Genomic DNA, 16,980 nt, shown 5'->3' with positions numbered 1-16,980 from the left:
GCGCACACGCCGCCGATCGTCCCCCGACCCTGCGTCGGGACCAGCTCATGCTGGACTTCTCACTCCCCGAGGTCGTGGACTGGGCCACCGAATCCCTGTCGCACACCGTCCGCGACCACCACGTCGACTTCCTCAAGTGGGACTTCAACCGCTCCTTCACCGAGAGCGGCAGCACCTCCGCCGGGACACGCTCCCGCCCGGCGGCACACGCCGAAGGCCTCCACCGGGTGCTCGCCCGGCTGCGCGACAGATTCCCCACCCTGCGCATCGAATCCTGTGCCGGAGGCGGTGGGCGGATCGATGCGGCCGTGCTGCGCCACGCGGACCAGGTCTGGCCCTCGGACAACACCGACCCCTCCGATCGGCTCGCCGTCCAGGAAGGCTTCAGCCAGGTCTGGCCGGCGAGGATCATGTCGTCGTGGGTCACGGACAGCCCCAACCCGCTGACCGGACGCCGAACCCCTCTGACCTACAGGTTCCACGTCGCCATGGCGGGCGTTCTCGGCATCGGGGCCGACCTCACCCGCTGGACCCCGGAAGAGGCGGCCCAGGCGGCCGACCTGATCGCGACGTACAAGCAGATTCGCCACCTCGTGCAGCACGCGKACCTCTACCGGCTGCGTCGGCCCGACCTCGGCGGCACGGGCGCCGTCGCCTACGTCCGACCCGACGGCCGGGAAGCGGTCGTCCTCGCATGGAGCCCCCACCACACCCACCGTCCCGAGCAAGCCCCCCTCCGGGTGCCCGGACTGCACCCGGCCACCCGTTTCACCACGCACGACAGCCACCGCACCTACACGGGGGCCTACCTCGCAGCCTGCGGCCTTCCCCTCACCCTGCCTTCCGGCGACCACCCGAGCACGCTCGTCTGGCTGCGCGCCGAGCAGACCTGAACGGACGGTTCAGCGCGTCGCCTCGGTGCGCGCGGCGCGGTCGTCCGCCGCGGTCCGAATGGCCTCAGGGCCGTGCCAAGCCGTTGTGGGGGGTCAGGCCGCTGAGTTTCTCGGGGTTGACCTGGAAGCGCAGGTTCTGGATGCGATTGTCGACGAGGTCGAACGTGAGGGCACCGACGGTGTGTCCGCCGAGGGTGGCCAGGATGCCGAGCTCGCCGTTGATGACGACCGGCTCCATGGTCAGGGTGGCCAGATCGGGCTTGGCCAGGAAACCCACGATCCAGCGTGCGACGTGGTCGGTGCCGTTCAGAGGGCGGCGGGCCGCGGTGACCTTGCCGCCGCCGTCGGACCAGGCGGTGACGTCGGGGGCGAGCAGTTCCATGACGGCGTTCAGGTCGCCGCCCGCGCAGGCCTCCATGAACTGGGCGGTGATCTTCCTGCGCTGGTTCTGGTCGGCGTCGAAGCGGGGGCGGCGGTCCTGGACGTGCCTGCGTGCGCGATGGGCGATCTGGCGGACTGTCGACTCGGGGCGTTCGAGGGTCTCGGCGATCTCGGCGTGCGAGTAGCCGAAGACCTCGCGGAGCAGGAAGACGGCCCGTTCGACGGGGCTGAGGGTTTCCAGGACGACCAGCATCGCGGTGGAGACGCTGTCGGCCACTTCGGCCTCCGCGGCGATGTCGGGTGAGGTCAGCAAGGGCTCGGGGAGCCACGGCCCGACGTAGATTTCGCGGATCGCCCTTGCGGAGGTGAGGCGGTTCAACGAGAGGTTGGTGACCGTGCGCACCAGGTAGGCCTTGGGATGGTGGACCGCGTAGCGGTCCACGGCGCTCCAACTCAGCCAGGTGTCCTGGAGGACGTCCTCGGCGTCGGTGACACTGCCCAGCATGCGGTAGGCGGTGGAGAACAGCAGCCTGCGGTGTTCGTTGTAGGGGTCCTGCTCGTCCCTGGCGTCGACCATCGGATCATGCTGCCAGTGCCGCGACCAGGGCGGCAAGGCCGGGGATCATGACGCTGGCAGCCGATGTGCCCGTCATGCCGCGGGCTTGCGGGTGGCGCGGCCACCCTTGGAGACGATGGTGGTGACGTTCATGCGCTTGCTGATTCGGTAGGTCTTGAGCGGGCTGCCGCTGACCATCTCCTTGTACGCGACGGCGCCCCGGCCGGTGAGGTGCATGCGGCGGGGGGTCTCGTCGGCCTTGGTGAACTGGATGACGGCATCTCGGCGGCCGAGGCTGACCGGCTGGTGGAAGTAGCCGAACCGGAACGGCTTGACGGCCTTGCCGCGCACGAGCCGCGCGATGGTGTCGGCGGTGTACTGGGCGGTGGGCAGGCCGCTCTGGCAGGTGCCGTGGATCTGCCCCCAGGCCAGACGGACGGCGGCGGCGTCGCCGATGGCGTGGATCTCCGGGTGGGAAACCGAACGCAGCGTGGCGTCGACCAGGATGAGGCCGCGGTCGTCGGTGGCGATCCCGGCATCGGCGGCGAGCGGCGACACCTTGACGCCCGTGGTCCACAGGCAGATGTCGGAGCGGACGAGCCGGCCGTCGGCCAGTTCGACGGCGTCGGGCAGCACCTTGGTGACGCGGGCGCCGGTCTCCAGCGTGACGCCGAGGCGGTCCAGCGCGCCGTGGAGGTACGCGCGGGCCTTGGCGCCCATCATGCCGCCGGGCTCGTCCAGGCTGATCAGCGTGACGTTCAGGCCGGGGTGGCTCTCGGCGATCTCGGTGGCCGCCTCGACGCCGGTCAGGCCGCCGCCGCAGACGGTGACCGTGCCGCCCGACACGGCGACCTCGGTGAGCCGTGCGGCCAACCGACCGGCGATCTGTGGGTTGTCGAGGGTGAACGCCTGCGTGTCGGCGCCGGAAACCCTGCTGGTGTCGGTCGAGCTGCCCAGCGCGTAGACGAGCGTGTCATACCCGAGGGTCTCGGCGCCGTCGACGGTGATCCGCCGCGCCTCGGGATCGATGGCCGTGGCCGCGCCCTGGACGAACGTGACGCCGGTCCCGGCGAGCAGGTCGGGGATCCGGTGGTCGGCCAGCTTCTGCCCGGTGGCGATCTGGTGCATCCGCAGCCGCTCGACGAACCGGCTCGAGGGGTTGACCAGGGTGATCCTCACGCCGGTCCGGCGCGTGCGGTGGGCCAGCCGGATGGCGGTGAACAAGCCCGTGTAGCCCGCGCCGAGGATGACGATGCGGTGGTCGTGGTTCATCGGATCTCCCAAGGTCGGCACCGGCTTCGGTGCCGGTGACGACCATGGGACAGGCGACCCGCACCGGACGTGACAGATCGCGGATGTGAACCACGCCACACCGATGCGCAGCCGAGGTGCTGCCGAGAGAACCCGTCGGTTGCCTCTCTGTGCCGGACCGGCCACAGCGCGACAGGACACCGAGGAGCGCGAGCGCCGGCTGCCGCCCGGGCCGACGGTCATGCGACGCGGTGACGCACGACCGGAGTGTGGCGGGAACCCGGCGGTCAGTCGCCGTGGCCCGTGCCTCCGCTGCCGAAGCCTCCGCTGGAGATCCCGCCCCACTTCCGCTTCTCCTCGGGCGGTGGTTCGGGCGAGGTCTCACTGCCCGAGGCCTTCAACTGGTACGGCATGAGCCGGTGTTCGCCGTCGGTCTGCGGCATCTCCGCCGGTCGGCGGTACTCGGACATCTCACCGGGGAGCGCGTCGGTCTCCGGGCGGTGGGGGTGCTCCTCCGGCTTGGGTGTCGGGGATTCCTTGTCCCGGACACGCATGCCCAGGAAGAACCCGCCGATCAGTACGGCGACGATGATCAGACCGCCGAGGACCTGGGCCAAGCCTGACTGCCAGACACCGACCAGTGTCGTCGCGCCCCCTGCGGAATCCGCGAGAAAAGCGTTCATAATCCATGATTACCCCGTACGGGATGGGCACGGATGCACCGACCATGCGAGCTTGGCGCACACGCACATCTGATGGACGGCGGACGAGCGTTACCGACTGAGACGACAAGAGCGCCGTGAGGACCGGAATCGAGGCAGGGCGTCAGGCCGATCAGGTGTTCGCCAGCCAGATCGACAGGTTGAGCCCGGACGCGAACGCGACCCAGACGGCGTAGGGGACGAGCAGCAGGGCGGCGCTCCTGCTGGCGCGGGAGAAGGTGATGATGGTCATGACGATGGCCGCGAGGAGCAGGCAGATGTCGGCGAACGCGAGCCCGTACTCGTCGGCGGCGAAGAACAGTGGCGTCCACGCCAGGTTGAGTGCGAGCTGGGCCGACCACCACGCCATCGCGCCGCGCGGCGCGGGGCGCGGGGCCCGGAATGCGCAGGACCATCCACGCTGCCACGGCGACAGTGCCGTACAGCACTGTCCACACAGGGCCGAAGAGCCGGCTCGGGGGCGCCCACGAGGGGCGGATCAGAGTGCTGTAGGTGTCGCCTGCGTCTGTCGATGCCCATCCACCGATGCCTGCCACGGCGTAGCAGACCACGACCAGGCCGGCCAGCGTGAGCAGACGCCTGCTGCGGGGTGGGGGTTGCTGCGTCGATACCGACCTCATGCCGGGTATCACGTTCCTTCCACGGGTCGTTGCACGGCTCCTGCGCCCTGCGTGGTTGCCGGAAGCGCGTTGCGGAAGTGCCACTCGAAGGCCCCGTCCAGTGAGGTGTGGAACTGTCCGGATCGAGGAATCCCGGCAGGGGGCGTGGGGTCGGGCTCGGTCACCGGAAGGGGCTGTCGGCGCCGGCAGCGGCCGGGCGGGGGAGACGGGCCGGGCAGCAGCCCGCCGGGCAGATGTTGCGGCTCGCGCCGAGCGTTCCCAGGATGCACGGCGCGACCTGTTGCCCCCGCTCGTCGGCAGCCCGCTCCAGCACCAGGTCCCGGATCGCGGCGACGAACCGCGGGTCGGTGCCCACGGTTGCCGAGCGTCGTACCGGCAGGCCCAGTTCCCGGGCTTTGGCTCTGGCCTCCGTATCAAGGTCGTACAGGACCTCCATGTGATCGGATACGAAGCCGATGGGCGCCATGACGACGGCGGCAACTCCGGAGGCGTGCCGCTCGGCCAGGTGGTCGCAGATGTCCGGCTCGAGCCACGGGATCTGCGGGGCGCCGGAGCGTGACTGGTAGACGAGTTGCCAGGGATGATCGACGCCGGTGCGTTCACGGACGGCGTCAGCGATCAGCCTGGCGACATCCAGATGCTGGCGAACGTAGGCGCCTCCGTCGCCCTGCCCCTCGACGGGTCCGGAGCCGTCCGCCGCGGACAGGGGGATCGAATGGGTGGTGAAGGCGATGTGGGCGTGGTCTCGCACGTCTTCGGGGAGGTCCTCCAGGGACCGCAGCACACCGTCGATCATGGGCTCGACGAAGCCGGGGTGGTTGAAGTAGTGACGCAGCTTGTCGACCCTGGGGACCTCGAGGCCTTCGTCCCGAAGTGCCGCCAGGGCGTCGGCGAGGTTCTCACGGTACTGGCGACAGCCCGAGTAGGAGGAGTAGGCGCTGGTGACCAGGACGAGGACACGGCGTCGGCCGTCACGAACCATCTCACGCAACGTCTCGGTCAGATACGGCGCCCAGTTCCGGTTGCCCCAGTAGACGGGGAGGTCCAGGGCGGACTCGGCAAAGTCCTTGCGCACGGCTTCCAGCAGGGCCCGGTTCTGGTCGTTGATCGGGCTGACTCCGCCGAAGTCGAAGTAGTGCTGTCCGACTTGCTTCAGGCGTTCCGTGGGGATCCCTCGCCCGCGTGTGACGTTCTCCAGGAAGGGAATCACGTCGTCGGGGCCTTCCGGGCCGCCGAAGGACAGCAGTAGCAGAGCGTCATAGGGGGCGGTCGGGCGCTTCGGGTCCACAGTTCTTCCTGTTCTCATCGCCGCTGCTTCGGGCGTCGGTTCGCCTTTGTTCCGATGGTCGGGGGCCGTCGGATGCAGCCGGTGCGGGAAGAGGGCGGTCCCGACGAGGCGACCCGGTCTCCGGCACGGGGCAGGAGACCGGGTCACCGTGCGAGGGCGGATGCGCCGGGCGGAAGCGTCCGGCTACGCCTCTTCGTGGGGGACCGGCTCGGTGCGGGTCCACAGTTGGTACGGGCGKAGCCGGTGCGCGCGGTCCGATGTGGGGACCTCGACGTGGCGGAGGCGTTCGGAGACCTCTCCGGGCAGCCGGCCGGTGGGGGGCCGGTGCGGGTGCGTCGTGGGGTCGGGGGGTGGTCCTTCCTGGTCGCGCAACTTGCTTCCGAGGACGACGGCGCCGACCAGAACCGCTACGACGATCAATCCGATCACGAGGTGCACGGGAGCCTCCAGTAGGCGTTATGTACCTTTTGCGTGCATTTCATGGTCGGCGGGTCGACGGATGCAGATCGGGACCGGAAGGCACCGGTCGGACGAACCTTCTCCTGACCGAGCCGATCCGCCTTCGGCCTCGCGAGACGCATCGCCCCCCGTCGCCGCAGTCGTCGCATCAGCCGCCCGCCCTCGTGGGCCGCCTGCCCCCTTCGGCGCTCGGCTTGTCGGCCACGCCGTGGTTCAGCCCCGGTCACCGGTTGCTGTGCCAGGCATCGATGCGTAGAGCTGACGGAGTCTTCCACTGGCTTCATCGAGGCCGTTCGGCCGAAGCATGCCCGCAGTGAGGGGAGAGCCGGCCCATCCGTGGCCACCCAGGAGGACCAGGGGTTGGGTGCGGGCTCCCTGTACGCCGAACGCGGTCCGCGCGACGTGCGCCGCGAAGGCGTGATCGGCGGTGGACCGGGTCTGCGACCACAGCACGACCGCTGCCGGTCCCACGCGCCTCACGGCTGCGAGGATGGCGTCGGCCGGCACAGCGGCTCCGAACATGCGGGTGGGCAGGCGCTGCTGGGCGAGGACCGCGGTGAGGGCCTCCAGGGGCAGTGCGTGCTGCTCGCCGGGGAGGCATGCGAGAAGGACGGGTGGGACTCCCGCCGGGGGCGGCGGAGCGGTACTGCCGAGCTGGCGCAGGACGGTGGAGATGTGCCATGACAGCAGGTGCTCGACCTCTACGTAGCGGTCACCTGACGACTCCCACTTGCGGCCTGCCGCGTGCAACGTCGGCACCATCGCCTCCTGCCAGGCCCGCACAAGACCATGCTGTGCAACGGCTTCCCGGAGCAGACGATCGACGGTCGGGCTGTCGAGTCTCACCGCCGCGCGCGCCAGGCCCCTGTGCTGATGCTGCACGTTCTCCAGGGGCATGCCGTTCCCCGACCCGGGACTGCGCATCGGTTCCGAGGCCGTGGGCTGGGACGGAGCGGGGCGGCCGGCGCGTGACAGGGCCACTCGGGCAGCCTCTGCGGGAGGAACTCCCGATGTGGTCATCCTGCACATGTCCTCGAGCATCGCGATGTCGCGCGGGGTCCAGCGTCGATGCTTGCCCTGCTGCCGGGCCGCGGGCCTGATCCCGTATCGCTGGTCCCACGAGCGCAACGTGGTGGGGGTGACGCCAAGTCGGCGTGCCACGGTACCCGTTGCGATGCCCGGTTCCGGCGACCGGTCGGACGACCCGTCACGTGCCATGACCTTCACCCCCTTCTGCGGGACTCTCACGAATGCCTGTCACCGGTCCGCGCCTCGATGGAACGCTCCGCGTTCCGACCGGGCAGGTCCTGGTGGGGGCGTGCCGACACCGGGGCGACGGGGGCCGGTTCCCGCGCAGTCGCCTTCCGTCGGGCGAGGGACTCGCGAGCGGCCTCGCGCGGATGACGCCGCCTCCAGTACGGGTTGTCGTGGGAGAGTTTGCTGGAGACCCGCCCGTACATTCCGAAGGTGACGATCAGAAGACCCATGACGAAGCTGAACATGACGTTCGTCATTCCGAAGTCGAGGAAGTTGGCGGGCCTGTCCAGTACGAACAGGTGGTAGAACCCGCTCAGGACGAACAGGGTGCCGACGACCATGTTCAGGGTGGATGCGACGTTGCCGCCGACAACTGCTCCGCCGAGGAGGGCGAGGCCCACCAGCACGGAGATGACGCTGAGCGTCGTGTTCGTCGTCATGCCCGCGATGCGGTCCCCCGAGGTGTCGAACGGGCTGAGGGCGTCCGCGAAGCCGAGGGAGCCGAAGGCCAGGAGGATCAGTCCGCACGCCGCGGCCCCCCATCGGTAGACCGCGGCGAGATGGTGGTCGACAGGAAGTTCGTCTCTCAGTTTCACGGACCGTCTCCTCGCTGAGTGCGGAGCTGTCGGGACCGCCTCGCCACCTCTGACCAGGGTCGAGGGCTGGAATCCCGTGGGCGGTGGAAGACCGCTCGACGGCGGTTTCATCCGCTCTTCTCTCGGTCCTGTGAAGGCGGATGCAGGTCACGGCGTCGTCCTGGGCCGGCGCGCTGTGGCCAGTGGTACGTAGTGACAGGCCAGTGCTGCGGCCATGGCGGCAGCGGAGTAGGTGTCGCGGACCAGAGCCTGGGCGCGACGGGCCATGGCGTCGATCGCCTGGTCGTCCAGATCCAGCAGTCGGCGCAGTCCCGCGCCGAGGGAGGCCGGTGTCGACGTGTCGATCAGCAGTCCGTTGTCGCCGTCGACCAGGTAGTTCGGAATGCCTCCGCGGGCAGGAGCCGCGACGACGAGTCCCGCGTCCATCGCTTCGAGTACGGCCAGGCCGAACTCTTCCTTGACGCTGGGGCAGACGTACCGGGCTCGCGTGCCGGCGCCGGTGTCGGCCAGGGCTCGCTCCAGGCATCGCACGTCGGCGTTGGAGAGCGCCGGCAGCAGGTGGAGCCTTTCCGCGGCTTCGGGGCAGGCTGCCAGGCACTCGTCGATGCGGGCGCGCATCAGCCGTTCGGCCGGTTCGGAGTCGTCCGGGCGGCCACCGATGAGCACGAGGTGGGACTGTCGGTGACTGCCGGATGCAACCCATGCTCTGACCAGCACGTCCTGCTGTTTCACCGGATGCAGGCGTCCGACGCTCAGCAATACGGGGAGCGGTCTGCCGGGGACACCGGAATACGGCATCCCGATGTGCCTCAGGAGGGCGCGCCTTCGCTGCAGCTCGTCGGGCGTACGTGGGTACGCCGCGATTCCCTCCGGCACCGCGCTGACGTTCTCGGATTCCAGCTGGGGAAAGTGACGGAGGAGTTCCTGTGTGTCCCCGTCGCGCCGGGCTATCGCGAGGACGCGGTCGGCCCGCTGAACGAGGCAGTCGGCGAGGAACACGCGGTGGAGGTCGCTGCGGAGCGATGCCGGATCGGCGTTCCCGCGGCCGTGCCGCTCCGCGATGTGACGGTGCGGATCGGGCGTGGCGGTGAACACCAGGGCGGCGCCGATACGACGTGCCGCCTCGGCGAGGGCGATCGAGCCGTCGTCCGCGTACCTCACATGCAGGACGTCCACGGGCCGACCGAGTGAGCCGAGCAGGTGTGCCGCCCACCAGCTCAGTGCCTCACGGTGCAGGCGCATCTCATCCGGGCCGGGGGGAAGGCCACTGTCCACGGGCAGGCGCAGCACCCAGTGTCCTGGGGCACGCCGTCGGAGCAGGGTCGGGTCACGATCGATGTCCGATCGGCAGGCCGTGACGACAGTGATCACGGCTGCCACCTGATCGGTCAGCGCCAGGGCGTCACCGAGGCCGCTCAGGAGTACTCCGAGCCCGCCGCTGCATCCTTCCCCCGGCGTGTCGAGGCCGCCGAGGAGCATGGACTGGGCAACGACCGTTCCCGGGCCCATCGGCTGCCGTACCCCTCTGCCGGCATCTCCTCCGAGGAGCACCTCGAGCAGCAACTGCTCGTACGTGTCCGTGGGCACCACATGGCTCAGCACGCTCCGTGCGGAAGGAGCGTGTGCGGCCAGCGCGCGCCAGGCGGCGTGTCGTACTCGCCTGTCCGGGCTGTGCGCGTGCGGGGTGAGCTCGGCCGTCGACAGGGACCGGTACTGTCCCTGAGCCGCCAGATCGAGCAGCAGGGCGAGCGATTCCGGGCTCCGGTCACTGAGCAGTGCGGTGCGAAGCGCGGCCGCGGTGCGTCTCTCGCCGTGGAGCGCCACGACCGCGGGCCAGCCCGCTGCTGCCGCGCCGCGGAGAAACGTGCTCCCCGCGGTGGCGAGGACGGCCTCTTCCGGCGGGGCGACGGTGCCCGATCGGATGGCGGCGCGCATCCGGGCGACCTTGTGGTCGTCCTCGTCGGACCTGCGGCTGCCTGTGGCAGGTGAGCCGTCCGAGGTCAGGTACTCGCTTTGCGCGAGTTCCGCCAGCAGGGTGCCCGGGGCCCACCGGGGCCACGTGCGGGTGCTGCGGCTGTCGCCGGCGAGTGCCTGCCAGTAGTGGCGTCGCACCTGGACGAAGGGGTCGAGGGTGTCGAGGGTGTCGAGCGTGCTTCTGTCGGAGGCGGAGACCGCTTCCGTCGCGAGGCCGCGATCCATGGACGCTCCTTGAGAGGGAACCTGCGGGCTGCCGTATTTCCGCTGCTCCGCGCTTCCGGGATGCAGCGGGATCACGCGGACGCGAAGTCCGGCGGGACCGCATCCGCTCGCCTCTCTCCTCGCGAAGGTCTTGCCCATGGGCCGGTCACAGGCGGCCCCTCCGTCGATGGAGCCGCAGATGCCGCGTGTCGTGGTGGTCAGCCCCCCGTTTCGCTCCCACGCCCAGCCGATGTCCGTGCTGGCGGGGTCTCTCGCTCGCGCCGGGGTGGAGGCGTATCTGGCCTGTGCGGAACCGTTCGCGGACCTCGCTTCGGAGGCGGGGGTGGGGTTCGTTCCCCTCACGGTGACGCGTAACGCCAACACCGGAGTCGCACGCCGCACCGAACAGGGGGAGCGGGAAGCCGCACGTCTCGAGGAGTTCCTCGAGTCGACCCGTCAGGGCGCCGTTCCCGCTCTCCTGACCCAGGCCAGGCATCGCGGTGAGGACATGCTGGCGGATCCCGAGACGGTCCTGGCGGCGATCCGTGCCGTCCACCAGCGCTTGGCTCCGGACTGGTACGTCGTCGACCAGCTGAGTTACCCCGTGACACTGGCCTTGCACTGCCTGGGCCTGCGCTTCGCCACATTCTGCCCCGGCCACCCCAGCTACCTGCCCCACCGGCCCGAGAGTCTCTTCGGGGTGCCTCAGAACTGGCCCAGCTCCATCCGGCCGGCGCCCGAGGACCTGGCACCCCTCGAGGAGGCCGCGCGAGCCAACGACCAGTCGTTCACCGAGAGCTTCGCGCGGACAGCCGGCCGGCATGCTCCGAACCGCCTGGCACCCGGACGGGCCTTCGCGCTCGCCTCTCCCGAGGCGGTCGTCTTCAACTACCTGCCTTTCCCGTGGCTGCCCCGGCGAGAGACGCCCGGCCGTCGGTACCTCTACGGCGGCCACTGCGTCCCTCCCGTGCCGAGCAGCCCGGGGCATGTCTGGGAAGGCTTGGTCAGACGTCTGCGGGCTGAGTACCGGCAGCTGGTCCTGGTGGCGCTCGGCACGTTCCTGTCCGCTCGTGATGACGTGCTGGCGGCGCTGGTGCGCGGGATTCGTGCGCATCGGCCGGATGCCGCCGTGATCGTGGCGGCAGGCGACCGTGTCAGCGCGATGGCCGGGCATGCGGACTCGGCGGTACACGTCGCCGAGACCGTCCCCCAGCGTTGGCTCCTGGGCCGCGTGGACGCCATGGTCCACCACGGTGGCAACAACTCGTTCACCGAGTGTCTCGCCGCCGGTGTCCCTGCGGTGGTGCTGCCCTTCTCCAGCGACCAGTTCTCCATTGCTCATGACCTTGAACGGGCGGAGGTGGGCCTCTGCCTGGACCCGACCCGCATGACGGAGGAAGAGGCCGGTACGGCGGTGGGAACGCTCCTGTCGCGTCACCCTGCGGGCCTGGCCAGATGGAAGGGCACCGCAAGGGCTCTCGGTCCGGATTGGACGGCACGCCGTCTGCTCGAGGCCATGGGTCATCGATCCGAGGCTCGTCTTCGTCCCGGCGGAGTCGTCAGCGACGCAGCGCGGTGAACGTGTGGGTGATCCCGGTCTGCCAACCTGGCAGGGGCAGGGTGTGCACCTGGGTGAACCCGGCGCGGCCCAGTCGTCGCGCGCATCCCGACGCGGTGTCGAAGTCGAGGACGCTGCGCCGCGAGTGTCCGTAGAGGGAGGCGTCGCCGTTGAGTCTGCCCCACGGAACGACGAGCCCGTTCATGACGGCGGACCAGACGGTGCGATGGACGGGTCGGCCACCGAGCGCGTATCCGTGTACGACGAGGGACAGGGTGATCCCCACCGTAGCCGGGCCGGGCCTCGGTTCGGGCGTGGCAGCGGGTCCGGGGCGGCTGGTTCCTCCGTGCGAGAGTCAGGGCTCTCGTCTCTGATGCATCCGCGTCCCGCGGGAGTCCGGAATGCCGTGGTAGATCCAGCCGGGAGAGCGAGAGGGAAGGTGAGCCATGGAGAGACCCCCGCTCTCCGCCGTGCCGGAGCCTCTGTCGCGCGTCGCCCCGCACGTCGCGGGACGGATCCTGTTCCGCCAGTCGTGGGACGACCTCGTGTTCCTGCACTGGCCGGTGGATCCCGGCGACGTCGCCCACCTCTTCCCGGCCGGCACCCGTCCCGACGTCATCGACGGCGCGACGTACATCGGCCTCGTCTACTTCCAGATGCGGCGACTCGCTCTGGGCGTGGGTCCCGCGCTGCCGCTGATCGGCACGTTCACCGAGATCAACGTCCGCCTGTACAGCGTGGACACGGAGGGACGCCGCGGGGTGGTCTTCCGCACCCTCGACTGCGAGCGGCTCCTGCCCTCGGCCGTGGCGCGGAGCGTCTGGGGCCTCCCCTATCGCTGGGCCGCCACACGGAAGCTGCGCTTCGGTGACCGGATCATCTATACGACCCGTCGCCGGCAGCCGGGCGGCCCGACGTCACGCGTATGGGCCGCGACCGGCACGCAGGGACACGCCTGCGGCCCGCTCGGCGATTTCCTTACGGCTCGCTGGGGCCTGCACGCACGGGCCTGGGGCAGTACGTACTTCTGGCCGGTGGACCATGCGCCGTGGACGTTCCGGGATGTATCGCTGCTCTCTCACGACGACGATCTGGTGGAGGCGTCCACCGGTCTGCGCGTCGCCCGCGGGATGCCGACCAGCGTGCTGTACTCCCCCGGTGTACGGGTGCGTTTCGGAACGCCTCGCCGTCTGCGCGGGGTGTAGGGGGCGAAGACCCTCTACTCGCCCTCGTGGATCCGGGCTCGGTGTCGAGGGCGCGGGTGCCCGGATCGACAGCTGGATGGCCGCGGGCGCCTGCCGGGCGTCGGATCGCCCGCACCGGTCGGTCCGGGGCGGGCCACCTCCGACGCGCTCACAGCCGCGCGGGTGTCGAGGGAGCCTCGACACCCTTCCGGCCTCCCTCCGGCCGGAGAACCTATGCCACGTCGTCGAACGAGCGCGCTTCGGCCGCAAGGTCGTCCCGCTCGTAGTTGGCCAGAGCCAACCCCAGAGCGAAGAACGTGGGAGCCCACTCGCCGACAAAGATTCCCCAGCGATCCGCCCGCTCGAGATTCTCCTGCCTGCTCGAGGTCAGCCATGACGCGAGCGAGAGTCCGATCGAGCCCACGGCGGCCAGATAGGCGTGCTCGCTGCGGAGCCCCTTGTCGTGAAGCTTCTTGACGATCATGCGTCCTCCTCAGGACGTTTGCCTTGCTCCAGTGCACACCCTTCACCCCTTTCGCCCAGATTGGATTCATACGCCCTCTTCGTCAGTGGGCATGGGGCCGGCATCCTCCGCGAGATCGGCGTGCGCGCCGTGCTCTCTTGGAGTCGGCCATCACCTGCGGATCCGGCCTTGCAGGCCCGGTCCTGACGACGTCGAAGATTCAAGCAAGGGGTGAAACCGATCGGCGACCGCTCACGGAATGCCTCTCCACACAGGGTTCGAGACCTTCTCGACCGGATGAGGATGATCGCCATGAACACTCGTTCTGCCGGTGCGGCTCTCACCGCCGGCGTCGCCGTCGTACTGTCCGTCACCGCCGGTGCTCCTGCCTTCGCTCAGCCGAAGGCCGCGGACGAGCAGGCCACGGTCACGGTGCTGCACGCCGTACCCGGCCTCACCGTGGACGTGTACGCGGGGGACAAGGAACTGCTGCCCGACTTCACGCCGGGCACGCTCACCGACCCGATGAAGCTGGACGCGGGCTCGTACGACATCAAGATCTTCAAGGACGGCGACGGCCCGAAGGGTACGCCGGCCATCGAGAAGACGGTCGACGTACCCGCCGGTGCCAACGCGACGCTGGTCGCTCATCTGACGGCCGACGGCAAGCCCGCACTCGACGCGTTCGTCAACGACACCTCCAAGGTTCCCGCCGGCAAGGCGCGGCTCACCGTGCGCCACGTGGCCGCGGCACCCGCCGTCGACGTCCGTGCCAACGGCGCCGCGGTCTTCAAGGACCTGCAGAACCCGAAGGAGGCGAAGGGCGAGGTGGCAGCCGGCACGGTGTCGGCCGACGTCGTCCTGGCCGGCACCGACACCGTGGCGCTCGGGCCCGCGACGCTGGACCTGGCCGAGGGAAGCAACACCATCGTCTACGCCTGGGGCAGCGCCACCGACAAGAACCTCGCGCTCAAGACGCAGACCATCGGCGGAATGCACTCCGCGCCGTCCGGCGTTCCCGCCGGCGAGACGGGCCAGGCCGCAGCACACAACGAGAGCATGACCCTGGGCGCACTGTCTCTCGGTGCCGTCCTCGCTCTGGGCACCTCGGGCTTCCTGCTGCGCCGCCGACACGACGCCCGCTGACCCACGACACCTCTCACATCGGACGTGCCGTCAGGTGCGGGTCCCCGAACGCGCAGGGTGACCGCACCTGACGGCCTTGACGCCTGAAGGCTGGCCGACCATGGGCATGCCCAGAACAGGGCACCGCAAGATCCTCGGAACAGCGACGGCACTCGTCGGCGTCATCCTGGCCGTGGCGACCGTCCTCCTCGCCACCGCCTGGGCCGACGACCCCTCCAGCGCCCGGGACTTCGGATCCCCGCAGCCCGCCATGACCCCCTCCGTGACCGGACAACCCCAGGCACCTGCCGCGACGCCGGCGCGCCCGTCGAGCCGCGCCACGCCCTCCGGTGTCCCCTTGCCGCGCGAGCTCTCGATTCCGAGACTCGAACTGCGCGCCCCCATCGACCCGGTGGGTGTGGCCGGCGACGGTCAGATGCAGGTCCCGGAGGATCCCGATCGAGTCGGCTGGTACCGCTTCTCCCCACGACCAGGTGCGGGCAGCGGCTCCTCGGTCATCGTCGGGCACATCGACGCGCGAGAACGCGGCCTGGGCGTCCTGCTCGGCCTCACCGACGTACGAACCGGAGACAGGGTGCTGGTCGAGAAGGAGGACAGCACCATCGCGACCTACGAGATCATCGCCCGCCGGACCGTACCCAAGAACGCCTTGGCCGGCTCAGGGGTGTTCACCCGGGAGGGACCTGCGGTGCTGACCCTGATCACCTGCGCCGGACCGTACCTGCCGGACCACGGTGGCTATCAGAACAATCTCGTCGTCACGGCAGTGGAGGTCCCGAAGTGACGTCGATATGGGGCGGTGCACAGGTCCTTGCGGCTGGTGTTGCGGGCGTGACCACAGTGTCGGAAGACAGACTGGGTGAGGGGTTCGCCGACGGCGACGAAGCGTTCCTCAAAGAGGCCTACCGCCGCTGGGGCTCGCTCGTGTACACCGTCGCCGCACGAAAGCTCGGAGACGCCGAAGAAGCCAAGGACGTCACCCAGCAGGTGTTCGTCGGGGCCTGGAACAGCCGCAAGACCTTCGACAGGCGCCGCGGATCCCTCAAGACCTGGCTGGTGGGCATCACTCACAAGAAAGTGGCCGATGCACTCAGCCGCCGTACCCGGCACGTGCGAGACGTCGAAGCCGCCACAGCCGCCGCGGGCGTCTCCCCACAGCCCACAGAGGTGGCGGAATCGGTGCTGGACCATGTCGTGCTGACCGAAGAGATGGATTCCCTCACCGAACAGCAACAACTCGTCCTCAGAATGGCCTTCTACGAAGACCTGACCCAATCACAGATCGCCGAGCGCACCGGTCTGCCGCTCGGAACAGTCAAAACCCATACGCGGCGCGGCCTGATGCGTCTGAAGAAGCGGTTGGAGGTGGACGGTGAAGCACACCGATGAGGAAACTCTGGCGATGATGGCCCTGGGCGAGGAAACCGAGCCTTCAGCCTCTCTCCACCTGTACGAATGCGATCAGTGCCGAGGTGAGTTCGAGGCGCTGCGCCGTGTGGTGACGACCATGTCGACCACCGACGACGCGGACGGCGACCTCCTGACACCGTCGGAGGCCGTCTGGGACTCCATCGCCACGGAGCTGCACCTCTCTGTCACGCCGGACCCGTCCGCGCCGCACGACGACGCGGCGACCATCAGCAGCTCCCGCCCCAAGCCGCTCCAGCGCTTGCGCCGCTCCACAGTCGCTCTCGCAGCGTGCGCCGCACTGTTCGGCGCCGCATCCGGCAGCGCCATCACCTGGTGGGTGACCCAGACGAATTCGTCGACGCGACAGACGAGCGCCGACGGCAAACGCCTCGAGTCTCTCCGCAGCACCTCAGCCGGCTATGCCAGCCTCGACGACCGAAGCGGAAGCCGGTCGCTGAACATCACCGTCAAGGACCTTCCCCGGACCTCCGGCTACTTCGAGGTCTGGCTCATGGACCGCACGCACACCAAGTTGGTCTCCATGGGCGTCCTCGGCCCCGACGGACACGCCACGCTGCCGATCCCCGACAACATCGACCTGCGCGAATACTCCGTGGTGGACGTATCCGTGCAGCCCTACAACGGAAAGCCCGACCACTCCGGCGACAGCATCGTCCGAGGCGCCTACGCGGGCTGAGGGCTGTCCCCTCACCCGCGATGGATCGGCGCGCGGCGTCGGAGKCGGTGCGTCGCCGAGGCCACCACCTGCAGTATCGCGCCGTCGCCCGTCGTGCGAGCGGTCGGTGATCTCCGACCGCTCGATTCACCGCGCGGTGCCGAGGCCCCTGTCGATAGAATTGGCCTGACTCGGGGCAGGCAAGCGGAACGGACTCGTCATGACGATCCCCTCCCCCGGTCAGGTGATTCCCATCGTGGGTGTGCCCAATCTGCGTGATCTGGGCGGGCCGAGGACGCCCATGGAGACCAACTTGGTGTGCGTGCGGTCCATGAGCCAGAC

18 protein-coding genes and 2 pseudogenes are annotated in these 16,980 nt (G+C 69.6%); 7 read left to right on the top strand and 13 right to left on the bottom strand.

Features of this window, described 5'->3' with window-relative positions:
• On the top strand, positions 1-893 hold an 893-nt coding region (locus EAO71_RS35665), incomplete at its 5' end, for an alpha-galactosidase (RefSeq protein WP_147981962.1).
• Between the two features lie 64 nt (positions 894-957).
• Here the strand turns inward: EAO71_RS35665 and EAO71_RS35660 are convergent.
• The 11 genes and pseudogenes from EAO71_RS35660 to EAO71_RS35620 all read right to left on the bottom strand — a co-directional run bounded on the left by EAO71_RS35660 (position 958) and on the right by EAO71_RS35620 (position 10,222).
• The gene (locus EAO71_RS35660) at positions 958-1,851 is read right to left on the bottom strand and encodes an RNA polymerase sigma-70 factor (protein WP_147981961.1); all 894 of its coding nucleotides are present in this window, start codon (positions 1,849-1,851) and stop codon (positions 958-960) included.
• Positions 1,852-1,923: 72 nt separating this feature from the next.
• The gene (locus EAO71_RS35655) at positions 1,924-3,102 is read right to left on the bottom strand and encodes an NAD(P)/FAD-dependent oxidoreductase (protein WP_147981960.1); all 1,179 of its coding nucleotides are present in this window, start codon (positions 3,100-3,102) and stop codon (positions 1,924-1,926) included.
• Between the two features lie 266 nt (positions 3,103-3,368).
• Positions 3,369-3,764: a DUF6479 family protein gene (locus EAO71_RS35650; RefSeq protein WP_147981959.1), complete on the bottom strand. Its 396-nt coding sequence runs from the start codon at positions 3,762-3,764 to the stop codon at positions 3,369-3,371.
• Between the two features lie 151 nt (positions 3,765-3,915).
• Entirely contained in the window at positions 3,916-4,152 is a 237-nt protein-coding gene (locus EAO71_RS39480; RefSeq protein ID WP_261992506.1) for a TspO/MBR family protein, read from the bottom strand.
• 85 nt (positions 4,153-4,237) lie between these two features.
• Positions 4,238-4,423, bottom strand: a pseudogene (locus EAO71_RS39475) (tryptophan-rich sensory protein); the annotation flags it as partial.
• Positions 4,424-4,583: 160 nt separating this feature from the next.
• Positions 4,584-5,711 (bottom strand): ferrochelatase, encoded by a 1,128-nt coding sequence (locus EAO71_RS35640; RefSeq protein ID WP_261992505.1) that lies wholly within the window; start codon positions 5,709-5,711, stop codon positions 4,584-4,586.
• A 183-nt stretch (positions 5,712-5,894) separates the two neighbouring features.
• Entirely contained in the window at positions 5,895-6,140 is a 246-nt protein-coding gene (locus EAO71_RS40205) for a DUF6479 family protein (protein ID WP_187282963.1), read from the bottom strand.
• Positions 6,141-6,383: 243 nt separating this feature from the next.
• The gene (locus tag EAO71_RS35630; RefSeq protein WP_315986635.1) at positions 6,384-7,067 is read right to left on the bottom strand and encodes a cobalamin B12-binding domain-containing protein; all 684 of its coding nucleotides are present in this window, start codon (positions 7,065-7,067) and stop codon (positions 6,384-6,386) included.
• A 93-nt stretch (positions 7,068-7,160) separates the two neighbouring features.
• Positions 7,161-7,388: pseudogene (locus EAO71_RS39845) on the bottom strand (MerR family transcriptional regulator); the annotation flags it as partial.
• A 26-nt stretch (positions 7,389-7,414) separates the two neighbouring features.
• A complete protein-coding gene (locus EAO71_RS35625) occupies positions 7,415-8,023 on the bottom strand; it encodes a DUF4383 domain-containing protein (protein ID WP_147981956.1) in 609 nt (202 codons plus the stop codon).
• Positions 8,024-8,170: 147 nt separating this feature from the next.
• Positions 8,171-10,222 (bottom strand): glycosyltransferase, encoded by a 2,052-nt coding sequence (locus EAO71_RS35620; RefSeq protein ID WP_187282962.1) that lies wholly within the window; start codon positions 10,220-10,222, stop codon positions 8,171-8,173.
• Between the two features lie 178 nt (positions 10,223-10,400).
• On the opposite strand from EAO71_RS35620, the gene EAO71_RS35615 reads away from it, so the two are divergent.
• A complete protein-coding gene (locus tag EAO71_RS35615; RefSeq protein WP_147981954.1) occupies positions 10,401-11,780 on the top strand; it encodes a glycosyltransferase in 1,380 nt (459 codons plus the stop codon).
• Here EAO71_RS35615 and EAO71_RS35610 read toward each other — a convergent pair.
• The gene (locus tag EAO71_RS35610; RefSeq protein WP_147981953.1) at positions 11,761-11,964 is read right to left on the bottom strand and encodes a hypothetical protein; all 204 of its coding nucleotides are present in this window, start codon (positions 11,962-11,964) and stop codon (positions 11,761-11,763) included. The two genes, EAO71_RS35615 and EAO71_RS35610, sit on opposite strands and share 20 nt — an antisense overlap.
• Before the next feature lie 241 nt (positions 11,965-12,205).
• Between EAO71_RS35610 and EAO71_RS35605 the strand changes: the two genes are divergently transcribed.
• On the top strand, positions 12,206-12,964 hold the full coding sequence (locus EAO71_RS35605; protein WP_147981952.1) for a YqjF family protein: 759 nt from the start codon (positions 12,206-12,208) through the stop codon (positions 12,962-12,964).
• 211 nt (positions 12,965-13,175) lie between these two features.
• Here the strand turns inward: EAO71_RS35605 and EAO71_RS35600 are convergent, their stop codons facing one another.
• Complete coding sequence (locus tag EAO71_RS35600; protein WP_147981951.1) at positions 13,176-13,427, bottom strand: hypothetical protein; 252 nt, start codon at positions 13,425-13,427, stop codon at positions 13,176-13,178.
• A 291-nt stretch (positions 13,428-13,718) separates the two neighbouring features.
• Between EAO71_RS35600 and EAO71_RS35595 the strand changes: the two genes are divergently transcribed.
• From EAO71_RS35595 to EAO71_RS35580, 4 genes are all read left to right on the top strand, one after another.
• Positions 13,719-14,552 carry a DUF4397 domain-containing protein gene (locus EAO71_RS35595; RefSeq protein ID WP_147981950.1) on the top strand — a complete coding sequence of 278 codons (834 nt, stop codon included), beginning with the start codon at positions 13,719-13,721 and terminating at the stop codon, positions 14,550-14,552.
• A gap of 106 nt (positions 14,553-14,658) precedes the next feature.
• Positions 14,659-15,336 carry a class F sortase gene (locus EAO71_RS35590; protein WP_187282961.1) on the top strand — a complete coding sequence of 226 codons (678 nt, stop codon included), beginning with the start codon at positions 14,659-14,661 and terminating at the stop codon, positions 15,334-15,336.
• A gap of 47 nt (positions 15,337-15,383) precedes the next feature.
• Complete coding sequence (locus EAO71_RS35585; RefSeq protein ID WP_261992504.1) at positions 15,384-15,941, top strand: RNA polymerase sigma factor; 558 nt, start codon at positions 15,384-15,386, stop codon at positions 15,939-15,941.
• A complete protein-coding gene (locus tag EAO71_RS35580; protein WP_147981947.1) occupies positions 15,925-16,659 on the top strand; it encodes an anti-sigma factor in 735 nt (244 codons plus the stop codon). The genes EAO71_RS35585 and EAO71_RS35580 overlap by 17 nt, the downstream gene beginning before the upstream one ends.
• Positions 16,660-16,980: the final 321 nt, after the last annotated feature.

Source organism: Streptomyces sp. MS191 (genome assembly GCF_008042125.1).
Taxonomy (GTDB): Bacteria; Actinomycetota; Actinomycetes; order Streptomycetales; family Streptomycetaceae; genus Streptomyces.
The sequence above is the reverse complement of the archived record's forward strand: the minus strand, read 5'-3'. Positions and strand labels throughout refer to the sequence as shown.

Excerpts from the sequence above, each read along its gene's own strand:
- EAO71_RS35660 (WP_147981961.1), bottom strand. The coding sequence starts at position 1,851 with ATGGTCGACGCCAGGGACGAGCAGGACCCCTACAACGAACACCGCAGG.
- EAO71_RS35655 (WP_147981960.1), bottom strand. The coding sequence starts at position 3,102 with ATGAACCACGACCACCGCATCGTCATCCTCGGCGCGGGCTACACGGGC.
- EAO71_RS35650 (WP_147981959.1), bottom strand. The coding sequence starts at position 3,764 with ATGAACGCTTTTCTCGCGGATTCCGCAGGGGGCGCGACGACACTGGTC.
- EAO71_RS39480 (WP_261992506.1), bottom strand. The coding sequence starts at position 4,152 with ATGGCGTGGTGGTCGGCCCAGCTCGCACTCAACCTGGCGTGGACGCCA.
- EAO71_RS35630 (WP_315986635.1), bottom strand. The coding sequence starts at position 7,067 with ATGCCCCTGGAGAACGTGCAGCATCAGCACAGGGGCCTGGCGCGCGCG.
- EAO71_RS35620 (WP_187282962.1), bottom strand. The coding sequence starts at position 10,222 with ATGGATCGCGGCCTCGCGACGGAAGCGGTCTCCGCCTCCGACAGAAGC.
- EAO71_RS35615 (WP_147981954.1), top strand. The coding sequence starts at position 10,401 with ATGCCGCGTGTCGTGGTGGTCAGCCCCCCGTTTCGCTCCCACGCCCAG.
- EAO71_RS35610 (WP_147981953.1), bottom strand. The coding sequence starts at position 11,964 with ATGAACGGGCTCGTCGTTCCGTGGGGCAGACTCAACGGCGACGCCTCC.
- EAO71_RS35605 (WP_147981952.1), top strand. The coding sequence starts at position 12,206 with ATGGAGAGACCCCCGCTCTCCGCCGTGCCGGAGCCTCTGTCGCGCGTC.
- EAO71_RS35600 (WP_147981951.1), bottom strand. The coding sequence starts at position 13,427 with ATGATCGTCAAGAAGCTTCACGACAAGGGGCTCCGCAGCGAGCACGCC.
- EAO71_RS35595 (WP_147981950.1), top strand. The coding sequence starts at position 13,719 with ATGAACACTCGTTCTGCCGGTGCGGCTCTCACCGCCGGCGTCGCCGTC.
- EAO71_RS35590 (WP_187282961.1), top strand. The coding sequence starts at position 14,659 with ATGCCCAGAACAGGGCACCGCAAGATCCTCGGAACAGCGACGGCACTC.